General features: G+C 51.2%; 21 protein-coding genes and 1 rRNA gene. 11 read left to right on the top strand and 11 right to left on the bottom strand.

From position 1 onward, the window contains the following. The first annotated feature begins 86 nt into the window (after positions 1-86). Together AC53GJ_RS01875 and AC53GJ_RS01870 are read left to right on the top strand one after the other, a co-directional pair. Complete coding sequence (locus AC53GJ_RS01875) at positions 87-992, top strand: GGDEF domain-containing protein (protein WP_496730832.1); 906 nt, start codon at positions 87-89, stop codon at positions 990-992. 2 nt (positions 993-994) lie between these two features. Further along, positions 995-2,005 (top strand): helix-turn-helix domain-containing protein, encoded by a 1,011-nt coding sequence (locus AC53GJ_RS01870; protein ID WP_496730831.1) that lies wholly within the window; start codon positions 995-997, stop codon positions 2,003-2,005. A gap of 46 nt (positions 2,006-2,051) precedes the next feature. Here AC53GJ_RS01870 and AC53GJ_RS01865 read toward each other — a convergent pair whose 3' ends face one another. After that, complete coding sequence (locus AC53GJ_RS01865) at positions 2,052-2,816, bottom strand: hypothetical protein (RefSeq protein WP_496730830.1); 765 nt, start codon at positions 2,814-2,816, stop codon at positions 2,052-2,054. A 426-nt stretch (positions 2,817-3,242) separates the two neighbouring features. Here AC53GJ_RS01865 and AC53GJ_RS01860 point away from each other — a divergent pair, with 426 nt between their 5' ends. Further along, positions 3,243-3,674 (top strand): hypothetical protein, encoded by a 432-nt coding sequence (locus tag AC53GJ_RS01860; RefSeq protein ID WP_496730829.1) that lies wholly within the window; start codon positions 3,243-3,245, stop codon positions 3,672-3,674. 58 nt (positions 3,675-3,732) lie between these two features. On the opposite strand, the gene cysW is transcribed toward AC53GJ_RS01860, so the two are convergent. From cysW to AC53GJ_RS01830, 6 genes are all read right to left on the bottom strand, one after another. Next, complete coding sequence (gene cysW / locus AC53GJ_RS01855) at positions 3,733-4,644, bottom strand: sulfate ABC transporter permease subunit CysW (protein ID WP_496730828.1); 912 nt, start codon at positions 4,642-4,644, stop codon at positions 3,733-3,735. Continuing rightward, complete coding sequence (gene cysT, locus AC53GJ_RS01850; RefSeq protein ID WP_496730827.1) at positions 4,641-5,483, bottom strand: sulfate ABC transporter permease subunit CysT; 843 nt, start codon at positions 5,481-5,483, stop codon at positions 4,641-4,643. The genes cysW and cysT overlap by 4 nt, the downstream gene beginning before the upstream one ends. Positions 5,484-5,537: 54 nt before the next feature. Next, a complete protein-coding gene (locus AC53GJ_RS01845) occupies positions 5,538-6,551 on the bottom strand; it encodes a sulfate ABC transporter substrate-binding protein (RefSeq protein ID WP_496730826.1) in 1,014 nt (337 codons plus the stop codon). A gap of 160 nt (positions 6,552-6,711) precedes the next feature. Then, entirely contained in the window at positions 6,712-8,169 is a 1,458-nt protein-coding gene (locus tag AC53GJ_RS01840) for a PepSY domain-containing protein (protein WP_496730825.1), read from the bottom strand. Positions 8,170-8,222: 53 nt separating this feature from the next. After that, a complete protein-coding gene (locus AC53GJ_RS01835; RefSeq protein ID WP_496730824.1) occupies positions 8,223-8,552 on the bottom strand; it encodes a hypothetical protein in 330 nt (109 codons plus the stop codon). Then, positions 8,549-10,078, bottom strand: a complete 1,530-nt coding sequence (locus AC53GJ_RS01830) for an FG-GAP repeat domain-containing protein (protein WP_496730823.1) — start codon at positions 10,076-10,078, stop codon at positions 8,549-8,551. The genes AC53GJ_RS01835 and AC53GJ_RS01830 overlap by 4 nt, the downstream gene beginning before the upstream one ends. Before the next feature lie 250 nt (positions 10,079-10,328). On the opposite strand from AC53GJ_RS01830, the gene ylqF reads away from it, so the two are divergent. The 6 genes from ylqF to AC53GJ_RS01800 all read left to right on the top strand — a co-directional run bounded on the left by ylqF (position 10,329) and on the right by AC53GJ_RS01800 (position 16,548). Beyond that, the gene (ylqF, locus tag AC53GJ_RS01825; RefSeq protein ID WP_496730821.1) at positions 10,329-11,264 is read left to right on the top strand and encodes a ribosome biogenesis GTPase YlqF; all 936 of its coding nucleotides are present in this window, start codon (positions 10,329-10,331) and stop codon (positions 11,262-11,264) included. Positions 11,265-11,334: 70 nt separating this feature from the next. After that, the gene (locus AC53GJ_RS01820; RefSeq protein WP_496730820.1) at positions 11,335-13,002 is read left to right on the top strand and encodes an amidohydrolase; all 1,668 of its coding nucleotides are present in this window, start codon (positions 11,335-11,337) and stop codon (positions 13,000-13,002) included. Between the two features lie 93 nt (positions 13,003-13,095). After that, positions 13,096-13,845 carry a TrmH family RNA methyltransferase gene (locus AC53GJ_RS01815; protein WP_496730819.1) on the top strand — a complete coding sequence of 250 codons (750 nt, stop codon included), beginning with the start codon at positions 13,096-13,098 and terminating at the stop codon, positions 13,843-13,845. Positions 13,846-13,918: 73 nt separating this feature from the next. Beyond that, positions 13,919-14,830 carry a cysteine synthase CysM gene (gene cysM, locus AC53GJ_RS01810; protein WP_496730818.1) on the top strand — a complete coding sequence of 304 codons (912 nt, stop codon included), beginning with the start codon at positions 13,919-13,921 and terminating at the stop codon, positions 14,828-14,830. Between the two features lie 5 nt (positions 14,831-14,835). Next, on the top strand, positions 14,836-15,729 hold the full coding sequence (locus AC53GJ_RS01805; RefSeq protein ID WP_496730817.1) for a DMT family transporter: 894 nt from the start codon (positions 14,836-14,838) through the stop codon (positions 15,727-15,729). Positions 15,730-15,888: 159 nt separating this feature from the next. Beyond that, positions 15,889-16,548, top strand: a complete 660-nt coding sequence (locus tag AC53GJ_RS01800; protein ID WP_496730816.1) for a choice-of-anchor E domain-containing protein — start codon at positions 15,889-15,891, stop codon at positions 16,546-16,548. 46 nt (positions 16,549-16,594) lie between these two features. Here the strand turns inward: AC53GJ_RS01800 and AC53GJ_RS01795 are convergent, their stop codons facing one another. Beyond that, positions 16,595-17,968 (bottom strand): lipase family protein, encoded by a 1,374-nt coding sequence (locus AC53GJ_RS01795; RefSeq protein ID WP_496732750.1) that lies wholly within the window; start codon positions 17,966-17,968, stop codon positions 16,595-16,597. Between the two features lie 241 nt (positions 17,969-18,209). Next, the gene (locus AC53GJ_RS01790; RefSeq protein ID WP_496730814.1) at positions 18,210-20,228 is read right to left on the bottom strand and encodes a PhoX family protein; all 2,019 of its coding nucleotides are present in this window, start codon (positions 20,226-20,228) and stop codon (positions 18,210-18,212) included. Positions 20,229-20,431: 203 nt separating this feature from the next. Here AC53GJ_RS01790 and AC53GJ_RS01785 point away from each other — a divergent pair, with 203 nt between their 5' ends. Then, complete coding sequence (locus AC53GJ_RS01785; protein WP_496730813.1) at positions 20,432-20,917, top strand: GNAT family N-acetyltransferase; 486 nt, start codon at positions 20,432-20,434, stop codon at positions 20,915-20,917. 14 nt (positions 20,918-20,931) lie between these two features. Here AC53GJ_RS01785 and AC53GJ_RS01780 read toward each other — a convergent pair whose 3' ends face one another. After that, positions 20,932-21,627, bottom strand: a complete 696-nt coding sequence (locus tag AC53GJ_RS01780) for a 2OG-Fe(II) oxygenase (RefSeq protein WP_496730812.1) — start codon at positions 21,625-21,627, stop codon at positions 20,932-20,934. Positions 21,628-21,975: 348 nt separating this feature from the next. On the opposite strand from AC53GJ_RS01780, the gene AC53GJ_RS01775 reads away from it, so the two are divergent. Beyond that, positions 21,976-23,011 (top strand): IS630 family transposase gene (locus AC53GJ_RS01775; RefSeq protein ID WP_496732747.1). Its coding sequence is split into 2 segments (ribosomal slippage): positions 21,976-22,436 and positions 22,435-23,011, totalling 1,038 coding nucleotides; the frame shifts between segments, so codons are not numbered across the junction. A gap of 394 nt (positions 23,012-23,405) precedes the next feature. On the opposite strand, the gene rrf is transcribed toward AC53GJ_RS01775, so the two are convergent. After that, positions 23,406-23,520, bottom strand: a 5S ribosomal RNA gene (gene rrf, locus AC53GJ_RS01770). Positions 23,521-23,585 lie beyond the last annotated feature (65 nt).

Genomic DNA, 23,585 nt, shown 5'->3' with positions numbered 1-23,585 from the left:
GATAGTTAAATCGCGTTGGCACAACATCAGTTGCCAATGCTGTGACATCGCCACCGAGGTGGTTAGGGACAACGGAGAGCCAGCTTATGTGGCGACATCATTTGAATAAACTCATTGTTAGCCTGCTGCTGTTGTTGGCTGGTATCACCTTATCGCTGCAATATGGCAGCCTGAAGCCATTTCTTAAGCTGGACTTTTGGGACAGCGTTGGCGAGCTGACCAGTCTGGCGGTCGCCATTGGCTGGTTGTGCCTGATTGTCAGTAGCAGACCAGCCGGACCTGTCACCAACTGGCTTTACAGCGGCAGTTTTTTACTGGTGTTTTCCTACAGTGTCGATTTAATGGATGAATTTATCGCCTATCCGGAACCACACCGGCTGATGAGCTGGCTGGAATCTTTTCCGGCCCCTGTCGGCATGCTGCTGCTGACTTTTGGTCTGGTCGGCTGGCATCGGGAGCAACTGGCGATTAACCGGCAATTGCAAGGCCGGGAGCTGTTTTTACGCAACCATGCGCTGATTGATCCGCTGACGCAATTATATGGTCCGGCTTACTTACAAGCCGTGCTGGAACGCGAGCTGGAGTTACACCGCCAGCAACAACAACCACTGTCCTTATTGATGCTGGATATCCGCGGCTTTTCTGCCTATAACCGTCATTTTGGCGTCGCAGCCGGCGATCATTTTTTGACGCAGTTCAGTGAGTTACTGACGCATCAACTCAGACCCAGAGACTTGATTTGCCGCCTGGCCGGAGATTGTTTTGTCGCGGTGTTGCCACAAACCGAAATGGCCAGTGCTGTGGTGCTGTCCGAGCATTTACAGCAACAACTCGGACAGCTGCTCCCCAAACAAAATGTGCAGTTAACCGCGGTCGCGCTGCAACTGCCACTGGCACAAGTACCGCATGCCGATGCTGCACTTGGCCTGGCACGGCAGGCACTACAACAAGCGAAACCAGCCGCAGCCGCGCTGACAACGGTGTTTAGCTGACAATGTCGCTGCCGCCTTTTGGTTATCAGGATAAAGTACTGCTCAGTCAATATGCGGTGCGCGATATGTTATTGCTGGCGCTGCGCCGGGGTGGTAAATCTCATCAGTTGCTGGCTGGCAGCCGAATTTTTGAAGCCGATCTGACCAAACCACAACACCGGATTGAAGCCAGTGGCTGGCTGGTGTTTTTACGCAATTGCCAGCAATTGCAAAGCCCGGAATTACCGCTGTTAACAGCCGCCGCTTTATTGCAAAACCCACAACTGCCGCTGTGTCAGATGATGCAACATGCAGCAAATTTGCGCCAGGCGCTCTGTGCCGCCTGGTACTTTCGCCAGCAACTGGCACCCTATTTATTTGCTCGCGTGCAGCAGGATGAGCAGTATATCCGGATTGAATTTCGGGCTGGTATTGGCCTTGGCGCCCAACAGCGGCTGATTTGCGAGCTTTGGTTTGGTTTTATTCTGCAACTGCTGCAACAACAGCATGGCCTGGATGGCGTCAGCCTGAATGTACGCTGGCCCTGCCCGTTACCGCTGGCCGCCCAACAAAGTTTATGGCCTGTCCCTGTGCTGTATCAGCAAGCCTCAACCTGGATCCAAATCCCACGCCGTTACTGGCAACAACCTTTTGTGCTGGCTTGCCCGCAACTGTATCGGCAAGCACGGCAAATTTGTCGGCAACAAGATAAATTACTGCACAAACGACGCGGTCTGCTGGAGTTTTGTGAACGGGAAATTCGTCGGGCCTTGCCGACGTTACTGACGCAGGAACAACTGGCGGACAAGCTAGGGCTCAGCAGCAGTGGTTTAAAACGGCTGTTACAACAACATCAAACCAGCTTCAGTCAATTGCTGGATGAAGTGCGCAATCAACTGGCGTTACAGTGGTTACAACAACCTGAACTCAGTAACCGCCAACTGGCAGAGCGACTGGGTTATTCAGATCCGCATAATTTCCGCCGCGCGTTTAAACGCTGGACCGGTTTTATTCCGGGGCATTTTCGTTGCTAAGAATAACCACAGCAGCACTGACTGCTGTGGTCGGGTGTGCTAACGCTTAGTAGTGGAACGTCTCGGAATACACCAGCGGAATGGCATTTTCGTGATGCAGTTCCCACACTTTGACCATCCGGGTTTTACCAGCCGGGTTGGTACAGATCACTGAGTGGGTCAGTGCCGGCTTGTTATTTTCCAATGTGGTCCGAGTGACAAATACATCTTCCTGGAAGTTCGATTTACCGGCCTGGCCGTTAAACAGATAGAGCGGATGACTCCAACTGGTATTAAAATCGCTCTCACAATGCGCTTCAGTACTGTAGTTATTCACTTTCAGCTGACCCTGATACGCCACTGCAGTATGGTAGTCATAACCACGGGGCTGCCGGACAAACTCGCCAGCCGGAGTTAACTCAGCAGTCCATTCGATTTTTGGTAACGCCGGAATTTTATGCTGAACACGGAATTGTGCCCCCGCCTTGTCGGTACAAAAGGCTTCCAGCACTCTGTGTTCTGTCAGAGCTTCAGACGGAATATCGGCTTCCAGAAAGTCTATATTGGCTGCCAGCGCTGTAATGCGCACTGGCGCAATGTAACGACCGCCTTCTTCGGCATACACATTCACCAGCTCACAAGAGGCTCCGGGCTGACGGCGCAAGTACACCCGTAACTGATGTCCGGCAACGCTGTCTGTTTGTAATGAAGCAACAGGGCCGGCGGCATGAATAGTTTCCCGATTGTAACCGTCATAGTCCCAGACGGTTACCAGTTGGGCCTGAGCGGCAGAAGTCAGCAATAAAGCCGACAACGCTGATACGGAAAGCATTAAGTTGCGTGTAATCACAATAGACACTCCATGTATGGTTGACGTAGCTATAACGTTAAATATCGGTGTACGCAGCACTGCTTTGCTTAAGCCTTTTTAACTTAACGGCAAAGTGACAACGCTGTCAATGATATTTACTCTCATTTAATTACCTGTAATAGAAAATTAATCTGCCGTTTTTTATCAGAACATTATCAATCGACCAGGCTGGACATTGCCGTTACTCTTGCCATTATCACTGGGATCTAGCGTGAGAAAAGTAACAAAATGACTAAACTTTGACATATTTATGTAAATTTAAGGTATCTTTAGACCCTGTAATAACACAGCAACAACCAGCTTCATCACTGAGGTCAGCCGCTCCGGTCAGCCACTCCGGAAATATCAGAACCCCGCCGTCATTTTGCTCATTATAAGGATACATCAATGAAATTATCTCATACTGCGCTGGCCGTTTTGCTGCTGGGTAGTTTCAGCTTCCAGGCCGTAGCAGAATTCAGCGCAGGTCTCGGTTATCCCTATGGCGGGGTTATTGGAGTGCAATACAGCGTGCAACAACAGCAGCATATGTATACGGCAGCCCTGGGTTTAGTGGGTGGCGCTGTCGGTTATCATTATCTGCTGGATCAGCAGCAACGGCATAGTTTAGGCATACTGGCTGGCAGTGAAACCATCAGTAGCGAAAAAGGCTTTGTTGCCTTGCAATACAGTTATTATCCACAAGGTACGAGCCATAACAGCTGGCGGCTTGGATTCAATGCAGGACAACGGCGGGAAGATAGCAGTGGCTTTTATGGCAACTATGGTCAGACCAACAGTCACACTTTGCTGGGTGTCCACCTTGGTTATCGGTTTTGAACAGGACGCAGGGGCGTGTTCATTGCTGCTGGCAATCACAGCGCCCCCTGCAGATGACTTAATCGGCAGAGCGCAGCCTGGCAGCTTCCGCATAATCCTTGGCAGCGCGCCATTCCAGCGCACTTTTGAGCACCAGCGTCAGCAGTGCCAGCAATGCTAATAACGACGACACCGCAAAAGCAGCTGCAAACTGATACTCGTTATACAAAATTTCAATATGCAGTGGCATGGTATTGGTCTGTTCGCGGATCTTGCCAGACACCACAGACACAGCACCAAACTCCCCCATAGCACGGGCATTACATAAAATAATACCGTATAACAAGGCCCATTTAATCGAAGGTAAGGTCACCAGCCGGAAGGTTTGCCAGCCGCTGGCGCCCAAGGTTAAGGCCGCTTCTTCTTGTTCCCGCCCCTGCTCCTGCATCAAGGGGATCAATTCCCGGGCTACAAAAGGAAAAGTAATAAAAATGGTTGCCAGCACAATACCAGGCACGGCAAACATCACAGCTAAATCGTGATCATTTAGCCATTCCCCCCACCAGCCACGAGCGCCAAATAACAGCATAAAACATAAACCGGCAATCACCGGCGACACCGCAATGGGTAAGTCAATCAAGGTGATCAGCAATTGCTTGCCACGAAACTGAAATTTGGCAATGGCCCAACTGGCGCCCAGACCAAAAATCACATTACAGGGTACTGCAATAGCTGCGGCCAGTAACGTCAGTTGGATGGCGTGCATGGCTGCTGGCTCAGTGATGGACGCCAGGTAGACCTGCCAGCCTTTGGCAAAAGCCTCGCCAAACACGATAACCAAGGGTAATAACAAAAACAAAGTTAAAAAGCAAAGTGCGATGCCGGTCAGCAACACTTTCAACCAAACCGGCTCAGCCGTTGCCTGGCGTAATTTTTGCGCTCTGGCGCTGTCTTTGCTGGACAATGTGCTATTCACCACCACCTCTGTCATTTCACGCCTCCGTGTCTGTGGTTGCTCCAGTGTTGCAGCAGGTTGATCAGCAATAATAAACTGAATGAAATTACCAGCATCACAGTGCCCAACGCCGCCGCACCGGCATAATCAAATTGTTCCAGCCGAGTCATAATCAGCAGCGGCGTGATTTCAGTTTTAAACGGCATATTGCCACTGATAAACACAACGGAGCCGTATTCACCGATAGCGCGGGCAAACGCCAGGGCAAAACCGGTCAGTAACGACGGCAACAAGGCCGGAAAAATCACCCGGCAAAAGGTTTGCAAGCGGTTGGCACCTAAACTGGCGGCCGCTTCTTCCAGCTCTTTTTCCACATCTTCCAGCACTGGCTGTACTGTCCTGACCACAAAAGGTAACCCGATAAACACCAGCGCCACTGTGACACCCACTGCGCTGTAGGCGACTTTGATCCCAGCCGCATGAAAGAATTGACCAATCCAGCCATTGGGCGCATACAAAGCCGTCAGCGCAATACCAGCCACTGCTGTTGGTAAGGCAAAAGGCAAATCAACCAGCGCATCCAGCACTTTTTTGCCCGGAAAGCTGTATCGGACCAACACCCAGGCCACCAACAAACCAAACACCAGATTAATCAGTGCCGCCAGCAAGGACGCACCAAAAGTTAACTGATAACTGGCAATAGCCCGTTCACTGGCCACCACTTGCCAGAACTCGGCCAGACTCAGTTCAAAAGTTTTTAATACCAGCGCCGACAGTGGCAAAAACACAATCAGGCTTAAATAAAAAATACTAAAGCCTAACGACAGGCCAAAACCAGGCAGAACTGATTTTTTACGTTGTGAAAACAGCGCCAAAGTGAACCTCATACAAGCAAAAATACCGCCCGGCAGCAGCCGGACGGCCGGGAATTAATTGTGCTGATAAATCTGGTCGAACACTGCGCCTTCGGCAAAGTGTTGCGGCAATATTTTCTGCCAGCCACCAAATTCACTGATATTAATCAGCTGCAATTGCGGAAATTTTTGCTGATAACGGGCTGCCACCGCAGGCTCTGTAGGCCGGTAATAATGTTTGGCTGCAATCTCTTGCCCTTCAGTACTATAGAGATGCTTTAGATAGGCTTGCGCGACCACCAGATTGCCTTTTTTCTCGGCGTATTTATCCACCACCGCCACCGACGGCTCTGCCAGAATTGATACCGATGGCACCACCATTTCCACCGCCTCGGCACCTAATTCATTCACTGCCAGAAAAGCTTCATTTTCCCAGGTTAGCAATACATCACCAATGCCGCGCTGAACAAAAGTGGTGGTCGAGCCGCGGGCGCCGGAATCCAGCACCGGTACATTCCGGTACAATTTGCTGACAAACTGCTGAGCTTCGGCATCGGCCTGACCTTGTTTTTTGGCATAAGCCCAGGCGGCCAGATAGTTCCAGCGGGCACCACCTGAAGTTTTTGGATTGGGGGTGATGACTTCAATATCTGGCCGTACTAAGTCAGACCAGTCTTTGATATTTTTCGGATTGCCCTTACGCACCAGAAACACAATAGTCGAGCTAAAAGGTGCACTGCGATGTGGTAAGCGGCTGGCCCAGTCCGGCGGCAGCAATTGCCCAAGGTTGGCCAGCGGATCAATATCCACTTCCAGTGCCAGCGTCACCACATCGGCTCTGAGGCCATCCAGCACCGAGCGCGACTGACTGCCGGAGCCGCCATGCGATTGTTCAATTTTGACGCTGTCGCCGGTTGTTGCCAGCCAGTGTTTGGCAAACGCCTGATTATAATCGCGATACAACTCACGAGTTGGATCGTAAGACACGTTCAGCAGTTTAAATTCTTTCGCCTGCACCTGTGTCAGCAGCAGGCTGGTCGCTGTACTCAGCAGCAGCACTGTATGCAACACGGATTTAAGTGGTTTCATCGGCAGCTCCCGCAGCAGCGTTATCTGTTGTCTCAGATATTCAGACGTCTGAACATCTTCAATTTATGGTTGCCAGCCTAATGCAAATTCAGTCAGATAAAAAGAATCAAAAAGTACTTCACTATAACCAAAGGAAATATAGCAACCTAACCAGCACGGCTCAACCGCGTCTGGCCAGGGTGGCCGCTGTGGTGAACCTCAGCCGGTACCAACCCAACCAGCCGCCGAAACTCAAGCACCAAGCCAGCGCTAACCATTGTGGCAGACTGAGTGTCGCCAGCAGCGCTGGCATCAGCCGGGTTGCCAGTGGCACCCACAGCAATAACAGCAGCATTGAGCTTGGCACCGCCAGAAAACTACTGCCAAGCAACGCCGGCAGATAAAAACCCGCTTGCCGTTGCAGCCAGCTGCGCACGCCAAGCCACAACATCCAGCTACTGCCAAGTCCAGCACACAGTAATAACAAGCGCATAGCTGGTTCCCAGAATAATGACTGATGCACGCCATACCAAAAATCCCGGCTTTGAGCTGCGGGCAATGTACTGGCCGTTGTTACGACAGGCAACTGTTGCCAGCCTGGCGTCGCGGCTTGTCCTGCCATCGGTCGCAACATAAAACTCTGACTGTCCGGTTTGTTGCCGGTCCGATCGGCCGCTGCACTTTGTAGCGTCAGTTGCATGTCAGCTTGCAGCGGCTGACTCAGATTCAGTTTGCCAACCCTTTTGCCCTGCCAGTCTAGTCCGGCCTGTTGCATCAAAGCGGGCAAGGCAGCCAATAGCAGTTGTTGCCGCTGTACAGGTGTCAGTTGCTGTGCCGCCTGCGACGAGTCTGACGGTAACCGGACCGGTTGCGGAAATAATTGCTGGTAAAACTCAGCGGCCCCCTGCGGATAGAGCTGCTGTAATGGTGCCGGATTTTCGCTCAGGATCTGCGTCAGCCAGCCAGTGGTGGCAAACAGCAGGGCAAAGGGCAACGTCAGTAACGCCAGTTGTTGATGGCGTAGCTGTTTTTTGCGCTCCGCCACCATGCCAGACAAGCGCCACTGCCACAATGCCCCAAAACGCCCCCGTAAACTGTACAGCCCGGTCAGCGATAACAGCAGCCATAACAGTGCCAGATACGCCACCAGACTGCGGCTATCAGGCCCGGCCGCCTGTAATAACGAATAATGCAGCTGAAAAAACAGCCCGCCCAGTTGATGCCGATGATCGCCGGCTTTGACTTGCTGTGGTGGCGCCAGCGCGACACTGCCATCGGCCGCTAACCATTGTTGATAAAAAGGTCCACTGCGAAAACTGCCTGCATTGTCACTGGGATTGGCGGCCACTGGCAGCTGCCAGTGGATGGTCAGATAAGGTTGGCGCTCGGACGGTAATTGCAGATACCACTGCGTCGCCGTCGGCGCCTGTTGTGCAAGATAACGCAGCGCCTGCTGCGCACTGAGCTCAGCGGCCGGTAACGGTCCTTGTTGCGCCGCCAGCACTGGTTGCTGCCAACTATCAAGCTCAGCACGGTAAAAACTCAGACTGCCGCTGAGTAACACCCATAACAACAGCCAGCCCAGCCACAAGGCGAGCAACAGATGAACACGGGCCAACCGCCGAGTTAATTTACGCATGAAACCACTTGTTTATGATGATGGAAAACGACATCTCAGCTGCAGACCACCCTTTATAACCAGTACCAGCCAGCGGCCTGCACCAGCGCTGCGCCGGTCAGCAGATAAACGACAAAAGCCTGCAAAGTCCGTGCAAAAAAACTACCAAACCACCATAACAACAGCAGCATAGGCGCCCAAAAACCGGCCATCACTACAGCTTCCGAGGGATGGCTGAACTGACGAAAAATCAGCGCCAACAACGCCGAACCAGGCGCTAATAACCACCAACATAGCGCGGCGGACAACACTAACCGCAATCCCATCGAATGCTGCCAGTGCTGACGTTGCCAGTTGCTCAGCAGCCAGCGCCAGGAAGTATTGCGCCGCCAGCTATCGCTCATTGCTGTAGCAAGAGTTGTAACTGATTGGTCAGTTCAACACTTTGTTCTTGTTGAGTAAAAGGCAACACCAGATCCTCTTTTTGATCCTGATTTAAATCAACCACCAATGCATCGATACCACGTTTAGGCATCGGCTGTGTCTGTTTACTACTTTTATCACTGAAAAACTTCGCTGCCACCGGCGCAAAAGTCCGCAAGGTTTGTTCACCATCCGCCACCACCAGACTGGCTTTGCCTTCGACATTTTTCAGTACAGTGGCCAGCGGCATATTAACCTGACCACTGCCGATGCTGATTTCAACCGTGACATCCTGTCGGTACACCGGTTGAGTGCCAAAACTGCCATCGGCGTGTTGTTTGTAAAACTGCAGCTCCAGATTGGCGGTGCCGGCAATCAAGGCACGAATAATGGACCGCACACCGATTTGCGCCGCCGGGGTGTAAAAATCCAGCCGTTGATCGTTATCCAGATCAACAAACTTCACTTCAAACTGCATGCCACTGGTATTAATACGTTGATCCGGCTGGCTGCCAAAAGCCAACCCTGTTGCCGTTTTGCGGCCATAATGAATATGGTAACTATAATTTTGCTCCATCACATCAATGTATTGCTGCTGTTGTACTACCAGATCCATCAAGCCATCGCCATTTATATCAGCCAGTCTTTCCAGTCGTTTGATCTGCAAGCCTTTAAAACTACGGCCATCACCACCACGTAACTGCGCTTGTTTGTCAGGCGTTAAGCCAATGCCAAGGGCCACCGTCTGCGCCGTGGTACTGAAACTGCCATCTGAGCGCTGTAAAAATAGCTGGAGTGTGTCGTCTTTGGCAAAAGCGATATCAGTGCGGCCATCCAGATCCAGATCAACCAACCAGGGGATGCGGGCCATGTACGTTGGATCTTCATCGAAGGCTTTCATTTGCGCCGCAATGGCAAGCGAAAAATGGCGAAAACTGCCATCCGCCTGCTGCAGCCACAGCTGGTAGGCATTAAAATCCGCCAGCAAAAAATCGGTTAGTTGGTCATTGTTCACATCCACGGTAAAAGGCAGGCTATTGAGGCGTTTATCATCGACCACCCGATACATTGAGCTGCTGGTCAATAACGAGCGCCAGCTTCCTGCCGGCATTGCAGCTCCCTGGCCCTCGACACTGACGGTATTAAGCTTGGCGGTCGGCGGAGCAAACTGATAATGCGCCACGCCATCGGTGGTCAGCATGACCAGTTGCCCGCCGTCAAAGCCAGCCAGCCGGGCTTGCTGAAAAAACTGGCCAGTGGTTGGGATCGGGATCTGCTGCGCCTGCCAACGGGTTAAATCCACCGCACTGAGCCAGCGATGTTCAGTATTGTGGCCTGACACCAATAACCAAGGATTATCATCTAATTTCAGCAGTTTACCATTAGCTGGATGTTCCAGCTTCACTTGTTTGGCCTGAAAACTGACGGCCTGCACCGCAAAGACCGGCAGTAACAATAACCAACTGAACGACCAGACAGCAAAAGCACGGCCCAACGACAACTTCATCACAGCATCTCCTTATTGCATATTGCGGCGGTGTCGCCATCGCCCGCTGTTTTGTCTATCAACGGCCCTATCATAATGGCAGACCACAGCATCTGACTGTATAAAATGTAACAAATTCATTTCTCTAACGCTGATTTCTGCTGCACAAAGCGCACAGCAGCAATGAGCGTCGAAAAAAAGCACGGCCAGTTGCAGCCAGACAAGGTAAACTAACCCGCTAAATCATGCTGCGAATATACAGAGTAAAGATATGTCGATTAACTGGTTCCCGGGCCATATGCACAAGGCGCGCAAAGAAATCGCCGAAGTGATGCCACAAGTGGATGTGATTATTGAAATGCTGGATGCCCGCATTCCGTTTTCCAGCGAAAACCCACTGGTGCCTGAATTACGGGGTGAAACCCCTTGTATTAAAGTGCTGAACAAAGCTGATTTGGCTGACCCTGCCATCACCGCTTTATGGCAACGCCATTTTGAAGCTGAAGCTGGTGTCAAAGCCATCCCTATCAGCCAGCAAGATCCGGCGCAAATCCGCGCCTTGCTTGATCTCTGTACAGCATTATTGCCTGACCGTAATTTTGACATCCGTGGTGCCCGCGCCATGATCATGGGTATTCCCAATGTCGGTAAGTCCACCCTGATCAACACACTGGCCGGCCGTATTATTGCCAAAACCGGTAATGAAGCCGGTGTTACTAAAGCTCAGCAACGCATTAAACTCGATAACAATGTGATCCTGACCGACACCCCGGGCTTTTTATGGCCGAAACTGAGCCCGGCAAGCTGTGGTTACCGGCTGGCCGTGACAGGCGCCATCAAAGATACGGCCTTTGATTATGCCGATATTGCCATGTATGCCGCTGACTATCTGCTGAAACACTATCCACAACAAGTGATGACACGTTATCAACTGGCGGAACAACCAGAAAACGATCTGGCATTATTAGATGCCATCGGCCAGCGCCGTGGTTGTATGGTGAAAGGCGGGATCGTGGATTTAACCAAGGCAGGTACAATTTTAATTACAGAATTGCGGGCTGGTTTATTTGGCCCGGTCAGTCTGGAAACTCCTGAGATGGTGACACAAGAATTAGCCGATGCTAAGTTAGAGCAAGCCCGCCTTGAAAAAGAAAAAGCAGAGCGGGAAAAAGAACGGGCACGCAAAGCGAAAAAGAAATACCGCTAGCCGGGATCCGGCTCCGGCTGCGGTCTGCCTGTTTATTATGATGACCAGGAACCTGCAATCGGAGTTGAATATGTTGTTATCCCGCCTGTGCCAGCTATTGCTGCTCGGTCTTACCACCAGTACGTCCGTCGTCGCTGCCCCCGTAGTGCTCAGTCAAATCCAGGGTTATGGTTTTGATCAACAACGCAATTTAACGAAATTTCAGGTACTGGTGTTTGATGATGCCAGCGGTAAAGTGCTGGCGCGCGGCGGTGAAGAGCTACTGACCCGTTATCCCGGCGCCCGTCAGGTGCATGGTCAGGGCAAAACACTGTTACCTGGCTTGATTGATGGCCATGGTCATGTATTGGGATTGGGGCAAAATCTGAGTCAGGTTGAGTTGCGCACCAGTAGCAGTGAAGCGCAGGCTGTCGCGCAAGTGGCGGCCTTTGCCAAAAATCAGCCGCAGGCGCAGTGGATCTTAGGCCGTGGCTGGAATCAGGTGTTATGGCCAACCCAGCAGTTTCCAGGCTTGAGTTTGCTGGATGAAGCCATCAGTGACAAGCCGGTCTGGCTGACCCGGGTAGATGGTCATGCCGGTTGGGCCAACAGTAAAGCACTGCAACTGGCGGGGATCAATAAAGACAGCATTGATCCGCCGGGTGGTCAGATTATGCGGGATGCCGCCGGCAATCCGACCGGGGTACTGATTGACAACGCCATGCTGTTACTGGAAAAACAGATCCCGCAACAAAATGAAGCCGAACGTCAGGCCGCGTTAACCGCCGCCTTCAATCATTTGTTGTCACTGGGCATTACCAGTACCCATGACGCTGGCGTCGATGCCGCCAATTTGCAGTCTTACCAGCAACTGCAGCAGCGACAACAAATACCGCTGCGGATTTACGCCATGTTATCCGCCACAGATCCACAGTTACCGGCCTGGCTGAAAGCGGGTCCGGTCAATGATCCAACCGATATCCTGGATGTGCGCTCAGTGAAAATTTATGGCGATGGCGCACTAGGTAGTCGCGGTGCCGCCCTGATTGACGCTTACAGCGATAAAGCCGGTGAAAAAGGTTTACTGGTGACACAACCGGACGCATTAACCGCACTGATGAAAATGACCATTGATGCCGGGTTCCAGGCCAATGTCCATGCGATTGGCGATTATGCCAACCAACTGGCGCTGGATCGGTTTGAACTGCTCACCAGCGCCGAGCAACGCCAAAACGGCCGTCACCGGATTGAACATGCGCAAATTGTGGCGCCAAAAGATATTCCGCGTTTTGCCAGTCTGGGCATTTTACCCTCGATGCAACCGACCCATGCCACCTCGGATAAAAATATGGCAGGTGCCAGACTAGGTGTCGCCAGGCTGCGTGGCGCTTATGCCTGGCGTAGTTTTGTTGATCAAGGCAGTCGTATCGTCGGCGGCTCTGATTACCCGGTCGAACTGGCCAATCCGTTTTTTGGTTTACATGCGGCAGTGACCCGGCAAGATCAACAAAATCAGCCAGCCGGTGGCTGGTTACCAGAGCAAAAACTGACGTTCACTGAAGCGTTGCGGGCTTTTACCGTTGATGCGGCGTATGGCGCTTATCAGGAGCAGGCGATGGGCAGTTTGTTGCCCGGCATGTGGGCTGATTTTATCTTGTTAGACCGGGACATCGGCACTATCCCGCCGCAACAGTTGTGGCAAACCCAGGTATTGCAAACCTGGGTCGGTGGTAATTTGCGCTATCAGCGAGCTGACTAAAGGCCACCGCCGAAATTCTGCTGAATTGACCGCAGAAGCAAGCTACACTGCGGTCTTTTGTTTTAGATGCCAACGCCAGTGCAGGACCTCAGTATGATCAGCCAGAAATGGAGCAAACTTATTAAATCGCTGCATCTGAAGAAATTCAGAAAAGCTGAACAACTGTTTTTTGTCGAAGGCGAAAAAGCGGTGCTGGAAGTGCTGGCCTCTGGCTGGCCGGTGAAAGCGTTGTTTGGCACTGCCGATTTTCTCGACCGTTATCCGGCTGCAGCTGTTGCAGCAGAGTTATGTCAGCCATGCAGCGCGGCTGAGCTGGAACAAGTGGGAACCTTTGTCAGCAACAATGCCGCCCTGGCCGTGGTGGCGCTGCCGCTGTATCCACCCTTTGCCGAGCAAACAGGCGACTGGGTGCTGGTGCTGGATCAAATCAACGATCCGGGTAATCTGGGCACTATTATCCGGGTGGCTGACTGGTATGGCATCCGCCATATTTTATGTTCACCTGACACCGTTGATGCCTTTAATCCGAAAGTGATTGCCAGTGCCAAGGGTTCATTTTTGCGGGTCAGATTGCATTACCAGCCACTGCCGGCAACGCTGGCCCAAGTCCGCCAGCCGATTTATGGTGCTTATCTGGGTGGGGAATCAGTCCATCAGTTGCAACTGCCAAGCGCAGGCGGTTTTATCGTGCTCGGCAATGAAGCCAATGGTATCAGCGCTGAACTTGACCCTTTAATTAGTCGCCGGCTGACAATCCCGGCTTTTGGTGATGCTGAATCGCTGAATGTCGGTATTGCCAGTGCCGTGTTGCTGGATAACTTGCGCCGGCTGTCGCCAGCCTGAGCCCCCTTTTAGCCCATTGGTGTTCAGGCTGGCTTCGGCTACACTGACGCCAGTCATTTTTCCGGAGTGGTTCATGTCCGTGGCAGATTTTCCGACCATCGAAGCTTTTGTTGGCCAGACGCCGCTGGTCAGGTTACAGCGGATGGCGGCCCATACCCAAAGTACCGTGTTACTGAAACTGGAAGGCAATAATCCGGCCGGTTCGGTCAAAGATCGCCCGGCGCTGAATATGATCCTGCAGGCCGAACTGCGCGGTCAAATCAAACCCGGCGATACCATTATCGAAGCCACCAGCGGCAATACCGGTATTGCCTTGGCGATGGCAGCTGCCATCAAAGGCTACCGGATGATTCTGATTATGCCGGATAACGCCACTGCTGAACGTAAAGCATCGATGCAGGCTTACGGCGCCACACTGCTGCTGGTGAGCAAAGCGCAAGGCATGGAAGGTGCCCGCGATCTAGCCTTGCAGATGCAGGCGCAAGGCAAAGGTATTGTACTGGATCAATTTAATAATCCAGATAATCCGGCAGCCCATAGTACCAGTACCGGACCCGAGATTTGGCAACAAAGCCGGGGCTTAGTGACCCACTTCGTCTCAAGCATGGGCACAACCGGCACCATCATGGGGGTGTCGCACTATCTGAAACAGCAAAATCCAGCCATTCAGGTCATTGGTTTACAACCGGCGGAAGGCAGTGCAATTCCGGGGATCCGGCGCTGGCCTGCCGCCTATTTACCAGGCTTTTATCAGCCAGAGCGCGTCGATCAGGTGATAGATATCAGCGAAGCGGATGCGATAGCCACCACCAGGCAACTGGCGAGGGTAGAAGGTATTTGTGCCGGCGTCAGCTCAGGTGGTGCAGTCTTTGCTGCCTTGCAACTGGCCGAGCGGCAACCGGGAGCTGTGATAGTCGCCATTATCTGTGACCGGGGCGATCGCTATTTATCCTCGGGTTTATTTGTGGCTGACAGTGCCGACTGAGGACTATGGTGAGTTTTGAATGGATGGCACTGGCGGCCGCCTGCTGCTGGGCAGTGGGTAGTTTAATTTCTGCTCCGGCTTCCGCCCACCTCGGCGCTTTTGCCTTTACCCGCTGGCGGATGGCTTGCGCCAGTGTCTTACTCTGGTCGGTCGCGCTCTATACCGGGCAATGGCAACAGCTACCGCTATCAGGGTTATGGCTCTTATTACTCTCTGGCATCATCGGTATTCTGATTGGTGACACGGCGCTTTTTGCCTCGATGAACCGGCTAGGTCCACGCCGGGCCGGGGTGTTATTTGCCACTCATGCGTTATTTTCCGCCGTACTGGCCTATCTGTTGCTGGGCGAAAGCATCTGGGGCTGGACGCTGGTGGGCTCCAGTTTATTAGTCTGTGGTGTGATGACCGCGATTTTATTTGGCAAGCGGGCACAGGAACAACATCATTGGGAGACCAATAGCCATCAGCTTGGCATTGGCATTGCGCTTGGGTTGTTGTCGGCATTCTGCCAGGCGGTGTCCACGCTGATGCTCAAACCGCTGATGAGCACGGATATTGATGCTATCGCGGCATCGGCAGTGCGGATGACGGCCGCACTCTGTTGCCATTTACTGTTGTTATGGCTCGGATTTCGCGTCGCCCGCACTGTGCTGCCGATGAATGGCAAAGTGTTAGCGATGGTGGCTTTTAATGCCCTGCTGTCGATGGGCATTGGCATGACGCTGATTTTACAAGCACTGAAACAAGGCGATGCCGGTATTGTCGCCATGCTGTCATCGGTCAGCCCTGTGGTGGTGCTACCGCTGTTATGGTTGGTCTATCGTCGCCGGCCAGCCCTGGGCGCCTGGCTTGGCGCGGCGCTGACCGTCTGTGGCACCGTCCTGATCCTGCGACATTAACCTTTGGCCCCTCTGGCTACCCTCAATTCCTGCTTACACCTGCGCTGCGCACAAAATGTAAAAACGCCTGTTTTTTATTCAGTTAGGATCTGGCCGCAATATTCAGGTTACGAATGTTGCGTAATCAATTGATAACTAAATAATGAAAAGGAAATTTCCATGAAGAAGACCATTTTACTGGCCACTATGCTCAGCGCATTCTTGGTCAGTACTGCACAAGCCAGCGTGATCACCAATTCTGGACGGGGTTTTGTTACTCACAGTTATACTGTCGATAATAAAAGAACGAATTGGGCAGACAACATTCTGTTTCCGAAATTCGATAGCTCGCTCGGTTACTTATTCCGTGTCACTTTCGATTTACTTGGCAATATCGAATCCAGCATTAAAGCATCCAACCCTGCCGGAGATATCCAGGATGTGACCGCGACGGCTTCGGCTATTTTCAGCATTTCGAACCCTTACAGCAACGATATGAGCCTGACAGCGTCTGACAGCAGAACAGCGCAGGTCAATGGCAACACCTTTGACTTTGGCACTATCAGTGCATCACAAAGCAATGTGTTTGATATCAGTTGGGGCAATCCAAATCTGTTTAGTTTCGTAGGATCTGACAGTTTTAACGTCAACCTGCGTGCCACCGCCACATCTTCTGTCAGCGGTTCTGGCAACTTGCTCAGTGAAGTCGGTAGCATGGCGGGGGCCAGACTGAAAGTAAATTATTACTTCGAAGGTCCGGCACAAGTGTCGGCACCGGCATCGGGCGCTTTAATGCTGCTGGGTGTGGGTCTGCTGGGCTGGCTGCGTCGTAAAGCCTAATCATAGCGTCAACCAGGCCTGCCACCGCCGGCCTGGTTATGTCGGTTTATTGTTGCGTGGCGACTGGTTCGATGGCAACTGGTTGGGTGTTGACCGCTGGTGCAGCAGCACTCTGTGTGGATGTCTTTACTTCTGGCACAGGCTGCAGTACCACCTCGGTAGCTTGCTCCACAGCGGGTTCCAATCCGGACAAACGACTGACGGTCTCAGTTTCAATAGCAGTAGTCGAGGCTTGACTGTCAGCCGCTGTAGCAGTTGTAGCTTCCGCCACATGGCCAGCCGGTAATTGATTGCGATACAAATCAATCATCCCCATTATTTCTGACAAAGCACCGGCATGACCTTCAGTCAAAATACCGTTATGGCCATTAATAATATCGTCCGAGACCGCCAGCACCCAAACCGCTTGCATATTGGCATCTGCACAGGTCTGTACAGTGCGGCGGGCTTGCAGTCTGGCTCTGACTTTCCAGCCCGTGCGCTCTAATGTCATCATACAACCAGGTTTTTGGTCATGTTCCAGCAAAGCCGCCGGCATTTTAAATGGTGTCTGACAGTTGCCGGCTGGGCAACGGTCAATATCATGCGTAATGGCCCAGGAGTTACCGACCGCCCGCTCGCCATCTTTCAGGTAATTAAAGGCTTCTTTCACGGCAAAATCGCCCTTGGATTGCAGCACCACCATCCCTGGTTTTTGCCGGTCCAGACTGAGTAAGCTATCCAATGGCTGGTATTCTTTGGCATGTACCGCCGGATTGAGCAAAATAAACAGATTCGGATTGTCTTTTTGCTGTTCAATCGCCTGCTTAACCCGATCTTTACTGGCATGCAGTGCCATGGCGCCACCAAGGCTGTGACCGACCAGCACATAACGCTGCATCTTGCGTTGTTCAACTAACAGGTCCAACTGATCTAATAACTGCGACAAACCGGTCTGGCCAATTTTCTTTGCGACCCGTTTACGTTGAAAAATAGTCGGAAAATCAAGTGGCTCCACAGAGCTGTTGGCGTCAGTCGAGCCATCCAGAAATAACGGATCAAATTTGTCGCCACGCCAGCCGATATACAAACCGAGCAAATTGCGTTGTGGATCACGCTTCGACATTTGTTGATAAAACTGCTGAAAAGCGACAAAGTTTTCATCATCAGGCTTGGCACTGTGATGCCAGCCGTGGATAAAAATTAATAGTTCCGGCGCCGGACCGCTATAAGTCTGAGTGATCCTAGCTTGTAACGCTTGCCATTGTTCCGGCAAATGGGGCTGACCGGCATCATTAAATTCAATCACATGAAAATTCTGCTGCGCTGTTTCCGCCGTAGGCAGATGATAAGGTTGATCGGGGATATAGCTCAGCCATACCGACAACGACAACGCCAGTAGCAGCAATAATTTTCCAAGCAGAATTTTTTTTACGATCATGACCACAGATTACTCAATCAGTCAGCACTGACTTATTACCACAACATGGCCTGGCGGCCGACGAATTGGCCAAATTATACCCGAAATGCCCCCCTGCCAGCCAGCCTTGGCAAGTCGCTTTCGCAGCTTTGCCAACAAATAAACTGCCGCAGATTCAGCCCTGGGTCAGTTAGCAAAAAAAAACGGCCGTCAGCGACAAAGTTGACGGCCGGCGAACTTATGCATCGGACACAAAATGGCCTTAAGAGCCGATCACGCCACCATCATCTTTAGTGACGATCACGGTCGCCGAGCGTGGCCGGCTGATGGTGTCAGTCGCTGGCCAGTTACTGGTCAGCTTGCTGAACGTCGAACGATCACCAGGGTGCTGGATATTGACGAACATGGTTTTCATATCCGGAGTCCAGCTAATACCTGTCACTTCACAGTCGATAGGACCAGCCAGGAAACGTTTGATTTGTCTGGTTTTGCTATCAGCCACCAACATCTGGTTATTACCAAATGGACCTGATGATTGCTGGCTACCACTCATATCGGTCTGGATCCACAACAAGCCATTTTTATCAAAGGCCAAACCATCCGGGCTGGCTAAATGATTGTCGGCAGTCAGTTTCAAACCTGTGCCTGGCGTTTCAGTGCCAACATCACCCGCTAATAAAAAGATATCCCAGTCAAAATTGGTGGCTTGTGGTTGTGAACGTTCACGCCAGCGAATGATATGACCGGTGGCATTGTTCGCCCTTGGATTAGCTTTATCAATTTGCGCTTCTTTCCGGCCAGTGTTGTTGGTCAGCGTGAAATACACTTCACCGGTTTGCGGATGCACTGCACCCCATTCAGGTCTGTCCATCTTAGTGGCACCAGCGACATCAGCCGCCAACCTGGTGTTGATCAAGACATCGGCCTGACTACTGAAAGTCACATTGGCTGCCAGCGCTTTCGCTTTAAAAGCGGCGTTATTGATATCCAGCGCTAACCATTCACCACTGCCATCGGCATTAAATTTGGCAACGTACAAAGTGCCTTCATTCAGCAGGTGACCACCGGCTGTGGCTTTGTAATAGTTGGCTTTGGAAACATATTTATAGATATATTCAAAAGTTGAATCGTCACCGGAATAAAACACCACCGGCTGACCTTCCACCACAGGCGCAAACACCACACCTTCATGACCAAAGCGACCTAAGGCAGTGCGCTTTTGTGGCACGCTATCGGGGTTAAATGGGTCAATTTCGACAATCCAGCCAAAGGTGTTTGGCTCATTGCGGTAATCGCGATCGGCGCTGTTGGCTAAGGTCGAAGCATCAAAGCGGCGGTATTGGTCAGCGGCTGAATCTGCAGTTTCCCAGCTGTAACGACCATTTTTAGTGCCAACACCATAACGTTTATGTTCGCGCGGTTGCTCGGCATCATTATTCATAAAATAACCGGCCCAGTTTTCCTCTGCGGTCAGATAAGTGCCCCAAGGGGTATAACCATTACCACAGTTGTTCAGGGTACCGCGAGTGCGGGTACCGTCTGTACTGTATTTGGTCACCATTTTGCTGTCACCACGGGCCGGCCCTGCAATCTCCATCGGCGTCGCACCGGTAATCCGACGATTCAGCGGACTCCCCTGCACCAGCTGGAACTGACCATTGCCGTCTTTTTTGATATGCGCCACTGTGACACCATGCACAGCCACTTCTTTACGCACTTCATCGGCTGGTCTTGGTGCTGCCGTTGGGCCATTCGGATGTAATGTCGCAGGTTCGCAATACTCGTGGTTAAATACCAATAAACCTTCAGCACTGTTTTTTGCTTCGCCACGCGCATCCAGCGGGAAGAAATGCATGCCGTCATGGTGGGCGCCGACTTGTTGTTCCATTTCGCTGCCGCTGTTACTACCACCGTCGCGATATGCCGGATAACTACCAGTTAATGGTGTCCCCATCGGTAAAAAGGCTTTGGCAGTATAACCTTCCGGCACCACCACAGCGTCCAGCCGACTAGTCGCGATGGGTTTAAAACCAAGCAACACAGGTGCCGGTTCTGGTTTCACTGCCGCCGGCAAGGCCACGGCCGCTTTGCTACCACCTTCATTACAGCCAGCCAAACCACCGGCAAACATAGTCGCAATAGCAGTCCCTAAACTGCCTTTTAAGAAGCTGCGGCGCTGTAAATTCGCCGCCAGAATATCGGCAAACTCCGGGTTTGCTGAGAAGTTGGTTTGTGGATCTATACCACTGTTATCCACGACCAAAGGTTTATGGTTCTGCATTTTTACTCCAATACCGATAGGATGTTATATTTTTTCCGTGGCTATTAAAGCGGTTACAGATGTCAGCGCAGTGACAAAATCCGGACATATTTAAGACATCAACGGCTGCTCTGAAGAGGTGCAGCAACAAGGGTGACTAGGTTTAACTACCTTTGCTCTGGTATAGTAAGGAAAACAACGGTCACGCAGTGTGGATTTAATTGATGATGGAATGGCAGATAGTTCAGTTTGAAGAACTTGATACTTACACTTTATACGCGATGTTACAGCTGCGGGTTGATGTGTTTGTGGTCGAACAAAACTGTCCTTACCCAGAACTGGATGATAAAGATTTACACCCGCAAACCAAGCATATCCTGCTGAAAAAAGCCGGTAAAATTTTGGCTTATGCCCGCATTTTACCGCCAGACGTCAGTTTCGCCGGCGTACCAGGGGTAGGCCGGGTTTGTGTCGCACAAACCGCCCGCCGGTTAGGCTTAGGCGAGGTGTTAGTCGCTAAGGCAATTGCCACCGCCAAACAAGGCTGGCCCGGACTTGATATTCATATCTCCGCCCAGTGCTATCTGCAGCGTTTTTATGAAAGTATGGGTTTTGTTGCGGCCAGTGAACCTTATCTGGAAGACGATATCCCACATCTGAAAATGATATTAACTGTCGCTGGCAGCGTCGTCAGCACTGGACAAGTTTAGTCTGCGCAGCGCCTTCAGCCGCCATAAAGCTGTTCGGCGCGGTTTAATAAGATCCAACTGGTCAGAATGTATTTGTCATTTGATTCAGGCACACAACCGCGATGGGTATGGGTGAAATACGCCGGCGCAATCACCATCCTGCCTGTTTTGGGGCGAATCGATTTGTTTTGATAATAAAATTCAGTTTGCCCACCTTGTTCCACGTCATTCAGATAAAACATAAACAATAAAGTACGGTGCAAAGCTTCGTTGTGCGGTGCCTGCGGGTAGACCTCACAATGCCAGTAATTGTAATTACCGACCCCAGCCTGATATCTTTGTGCTTGAATAGGCCCAAGCCGGTACAGAACTTTCATAAAATCTTCGGCTTTATGAGCGCCATACTGCGGATAATTTTCATGCGTCAGTGCCACCGGTTGTCCAGTGTTGCTGTCTAATACCGTTAAAGCCACCGGGGCTATCAGCGCAAAATGATATTTTCGGAAATACTCAGTCGCATACTGAGTAGTGACGGCAAAAATTTGTTGCAGTAACGGCTGATATTCAGCATGTTCATTTAAATATAAATCAGTACTAATCTTTTTAGTCGGGTCAACGCCACCGCCAGTACGACCAGCTTTCAGATGCGGACTCTGCTCAAAAGCATGGATCAACTGCTGGCATAACTCAGCACTTAAGGCGTTATCGTATATTTCAATGAAATCTGGCATCACAATTGCTCTCAACAGACGAAGTTGCGCCATGGCGCCAACAGTGGATGCTCTACAATACTGCATGCCATCCGCGGTTTGAAGTAAAAGATGCATTTGTTTAACTGTTCATTGATAAATAACATACGCGGCAGTCCAACACCTCTCACAGCAATCTTTATCCATCACGATTGTTGGACACCAAGCGTTGGGCTGCCACAGCGTTTCACGCTGGTTCGCACTTCGTGGTAAGTTCGACCTACGGTAAATTCCATACAAATCAGTTGGTTGAGTTCAAGGATGCGTAATACCATTCCATCTAGTTTTTTGTTCTAATTGAGCTATTAGCATCAATACGGCATTCGCATGATGGATCTTACTCCTGAAGACTTACTGAAGCGCTCTCGAGCCGAAAAAAATGCCCGCAAGCGTATGCGCTTACTGGCGCTGTCTCTGTTTCTTCAATGTAAAAACCGTACATCAGTTGCTGAGCAGCTTAAAATCAGTCGCACCAGTGTGAATACTTGGGTGAGCAACTACCTTGCTTCTGGCCTCGAGGGTTTAGAAGCACGTAAAGCAAAAGGACGTACGCCATTTTTGACTGCCCAGCAGCAAAAACAATTGGGCGACTTTATTACATGCCAAAGCCAGAATGAACATGGTGGCAGGCTGACCGGTGAAAAAATCCTCAACTATATCAAAGCCGAGTTTGGTGTACATTATCACCATAACGCCATTTATAAGTTACTGAAACAACTTGGATTTAGCTGGATAACCAGTCGCTCGCGGCACCCGAAGCAACAACAAGGCGTCCAGGACGCATATATAAAACTTCCAATTGGAAACGATCCTTAACATTCCTGGCACGGTGCGGCTGGAAGATGTCGATGTCTGGTTCCAGGATGAAGCTCGTATCGGCCAGCAGAATACAACCACGCGCTTATGGGCTAGCACAGGCTCTCGGCCACGTGCGGTTAAACAGCAGCAATTTGAATACGCTCATCTTTTCGGCGCCATCTGCCCGGCCAATGGCGCAACAGAAGCATTGATAGTTCCTTTTCTGAGTAAAGAGGTGATGAAAATGCACTTAGCGCAAATTTCAGCCACAACAGCCAAGGGCCGCTATGCAGTGGTCGTGATGGATGGCGCGGGTTGGCATACTGATGATATTGCAGATGATTTTCATAACCTGTCGATATTAAAACTGCCACCGTATTCACCTGAACTCAATCCGATAGAGCAAGTATGGAGCTGGCTACGTCAACACCACATAGCCAATCGTTGTTTCGAGAGCTACGAAGCGATTGTGGATGCCTGTAGCGATGCCTGGAATGACTTTATCAGCGATAAAGTACGGGTGAGCAAGATGTGCTCAAGAAACTGGGCGGTACTGAACAGACTTTAAGATGGAATGGTATAAATAAAAAAAGCCTAGCGAGTTTGGGAGCCTTCATGCCCTTCGCAGAGCTCAGGGCGTTCAATCGGCAAAAAGCCAAATTGTTGGCTTTTTGAAACCCCGATTTCACTGTACTACCTCGCATGGGAATGCCAAGCTCGGGCAATAAACCGCCGGATCCTATAAAGCAAAAAGGCCCAGTCGTTAGACTGGGCCTTTTTGGCTTTATGAGGAGCCTTCATGCCCTTCGCAGAGCTCAGGGCCGTTCAGCCCGGACAACGCCAAATTGTTGGCGTTGTCTGTTTCGGGCTTCACTGTACTACTCTCCAAGTACTCCAGCGCCAGAATCACGATAAATAAAAAAGCCCCAGTCTTTCGACTGGGGCTTTTTCATTTATTGGGAGCCTGGCGGTGTACTACTCTCGCATGGCATCTGCCACACTACCATCGTCGCAGCTGCGTTTCACTTCTGAGTTCGGAATGGATTCAGGTGGTTCCACAGCGCTATTGCCACCAGGCAAAAACTGTTTAGCTTCTTTAACTTAGACAAGCTTGATTACTAATTTTTAGTAGCTCTTGATAG

The sequence above is a fragment of the Rheinheimera sp. B2H12 genome, from assembly GCF_059620065.1.
The sequence above is the reverse complement of the archived record's forward strand: the minus strand, read 5'-3'. Positions and strand labels throughout refer to the sequence as shown.

Excerpts from the sequence above, each read along its gene's own strand:
- AC53GJ_RS01875 (WP_496730832.1), top strand. The coding sequence starts at position 87 with ATGTGGCGACATCATTTGAATAAACTCATTGTTAGCCTGCTGCTGTTG.
- AC53GJ_RS01870 (WP_496730831.1), top strand. The coding sequence starts at position 995 with ATGTCGCTGCCGCCTTTTGGTTATCAGGATAAAGTACTGCTCAGTCAA.
- AC53GJ_RS01865 (WP_496730830.1), bottom strand. The coding sequence starts at position 2,816 with ATGCTTTCCGTATCAGCGTTGTCGGCTTTATTGCTGACTTCTGCCGCT.
- AC53GJ_RS01860 (WP_496730829.1), top strand. The coding sequence starts at position 3,243 with ATGAAATTATCTCATACTGCGCTGGCCGTTTTGCTGCTGGGTAGTTTC.
- cysW (WP_496730828.1), bottom strand. The coding sequence starts at position 4,644 with ATGACAGAGGTGGTGGTGAATAGCACATTGTCCAGCAAAGACAGCGCC.
- AC53GJ_RS01845 (WP_496730826.1), bottom strand. The coding sequence starts at position 6,551 with ATGAAACCACTTAAATCCGTGTTGCATACAGTGCTGCTGCTGAGTACA.
- AC53GJ_RS01840 (WP_496730825.1), bottom strand. The coding sequence starts at position 8,169 with ATGCGTAAATTAACTCGGCGGTTGGCCCGTGTTCATCTGTTGCTCGCC.
- AC53GJ_RS01835 (WP_496730824.1), bottom strand. The coding sequence starts at position 8,552 with ATGAGCGATAGCTGGCGGCGCAATACTTCCTGGCGCTGGCTGCTGAGC.
- AC53GJ_RS01830 (WP_496730823.1), bottom strand. The coding sequence starts at position 10,078 with ATGAAGTTGTCGTTGGGCCGTGCTTTTGCTGTCTGGTCGTTCAGTTGG.
- ylqF (WP_496730821.1), top strand. The coding sequence starts at position 10,329 with ATGTCGATTAACTGGTTCCCGGGCCATATGCACAAGGCGCGCAAAGAA.
- AC53GJ_RS01820 (WP_496730820.1), top strand. The coding sequence starts at position 11,335 with ATGTTGTTATCCCGCCTGTGCCAGCTATTGCTGCTCGGTCTTACCACC.
- AC53GJ_RS01815 (WP_496730819.1), top strand. The coding sequence starts at position 13,096 with ATGATCAGCCAGAAATGGAGCAAACTTATTAAATCGCTGCATCTGAAG.
- cysM (WP_496730818.1), top strand. The coding sequence starts at position 13,919 with ATGTCCGTGGCAGATTTTCCGACCATCGAAGCTTTTGTTGGCCAGACG.
- AC53GJ_RS01805 (WP_496730817.1), top strand. The coding sequence starts at position 14,836 with ATGGTGAGTTTTGAATGGATGGCACTGGCGGCCGCCTGCTGCTGGGCA.
- AC53GJ_RS01800 (WP_496730816.1), top strand. The coding sequence starts at position 15,889 with ATGAAGAAGACCATTTTACTGGCCACTATGCTCAGCGCATTCTTGGTC.
- AC53GJ_RS01795 (WP_496732750.1), bottom strand. The coding sequence starts at position 17,968 with ATGATCGTAAAAAAAATTCTGCTTGGAAAATTATTGCTGCTACTGGCG.
- AC53GJ_RS01790 (WP_496730814.1), bottom strand. The coding sequence starts at position 20,228 with ATGCAGAACCATAAACCTTTGGTCGTGGATAACAGTGGTATAGATCCA.
- AC53GJ_RS01785 (WP_496730813.1), top strand. The coding sequence starts at position 20,432 with ATGATGGAATGGCAGATAGTTCAGTTTGAAGAACTTGATACTTACACT.
- AC53GJ_RS01780 (WP_496730812.1), bottom strand. The coding sequence starts at position 21,627 with ATGCCAGATTTCATTGAAATATACGATAACGCCTTAAGTGCTGAGTTA.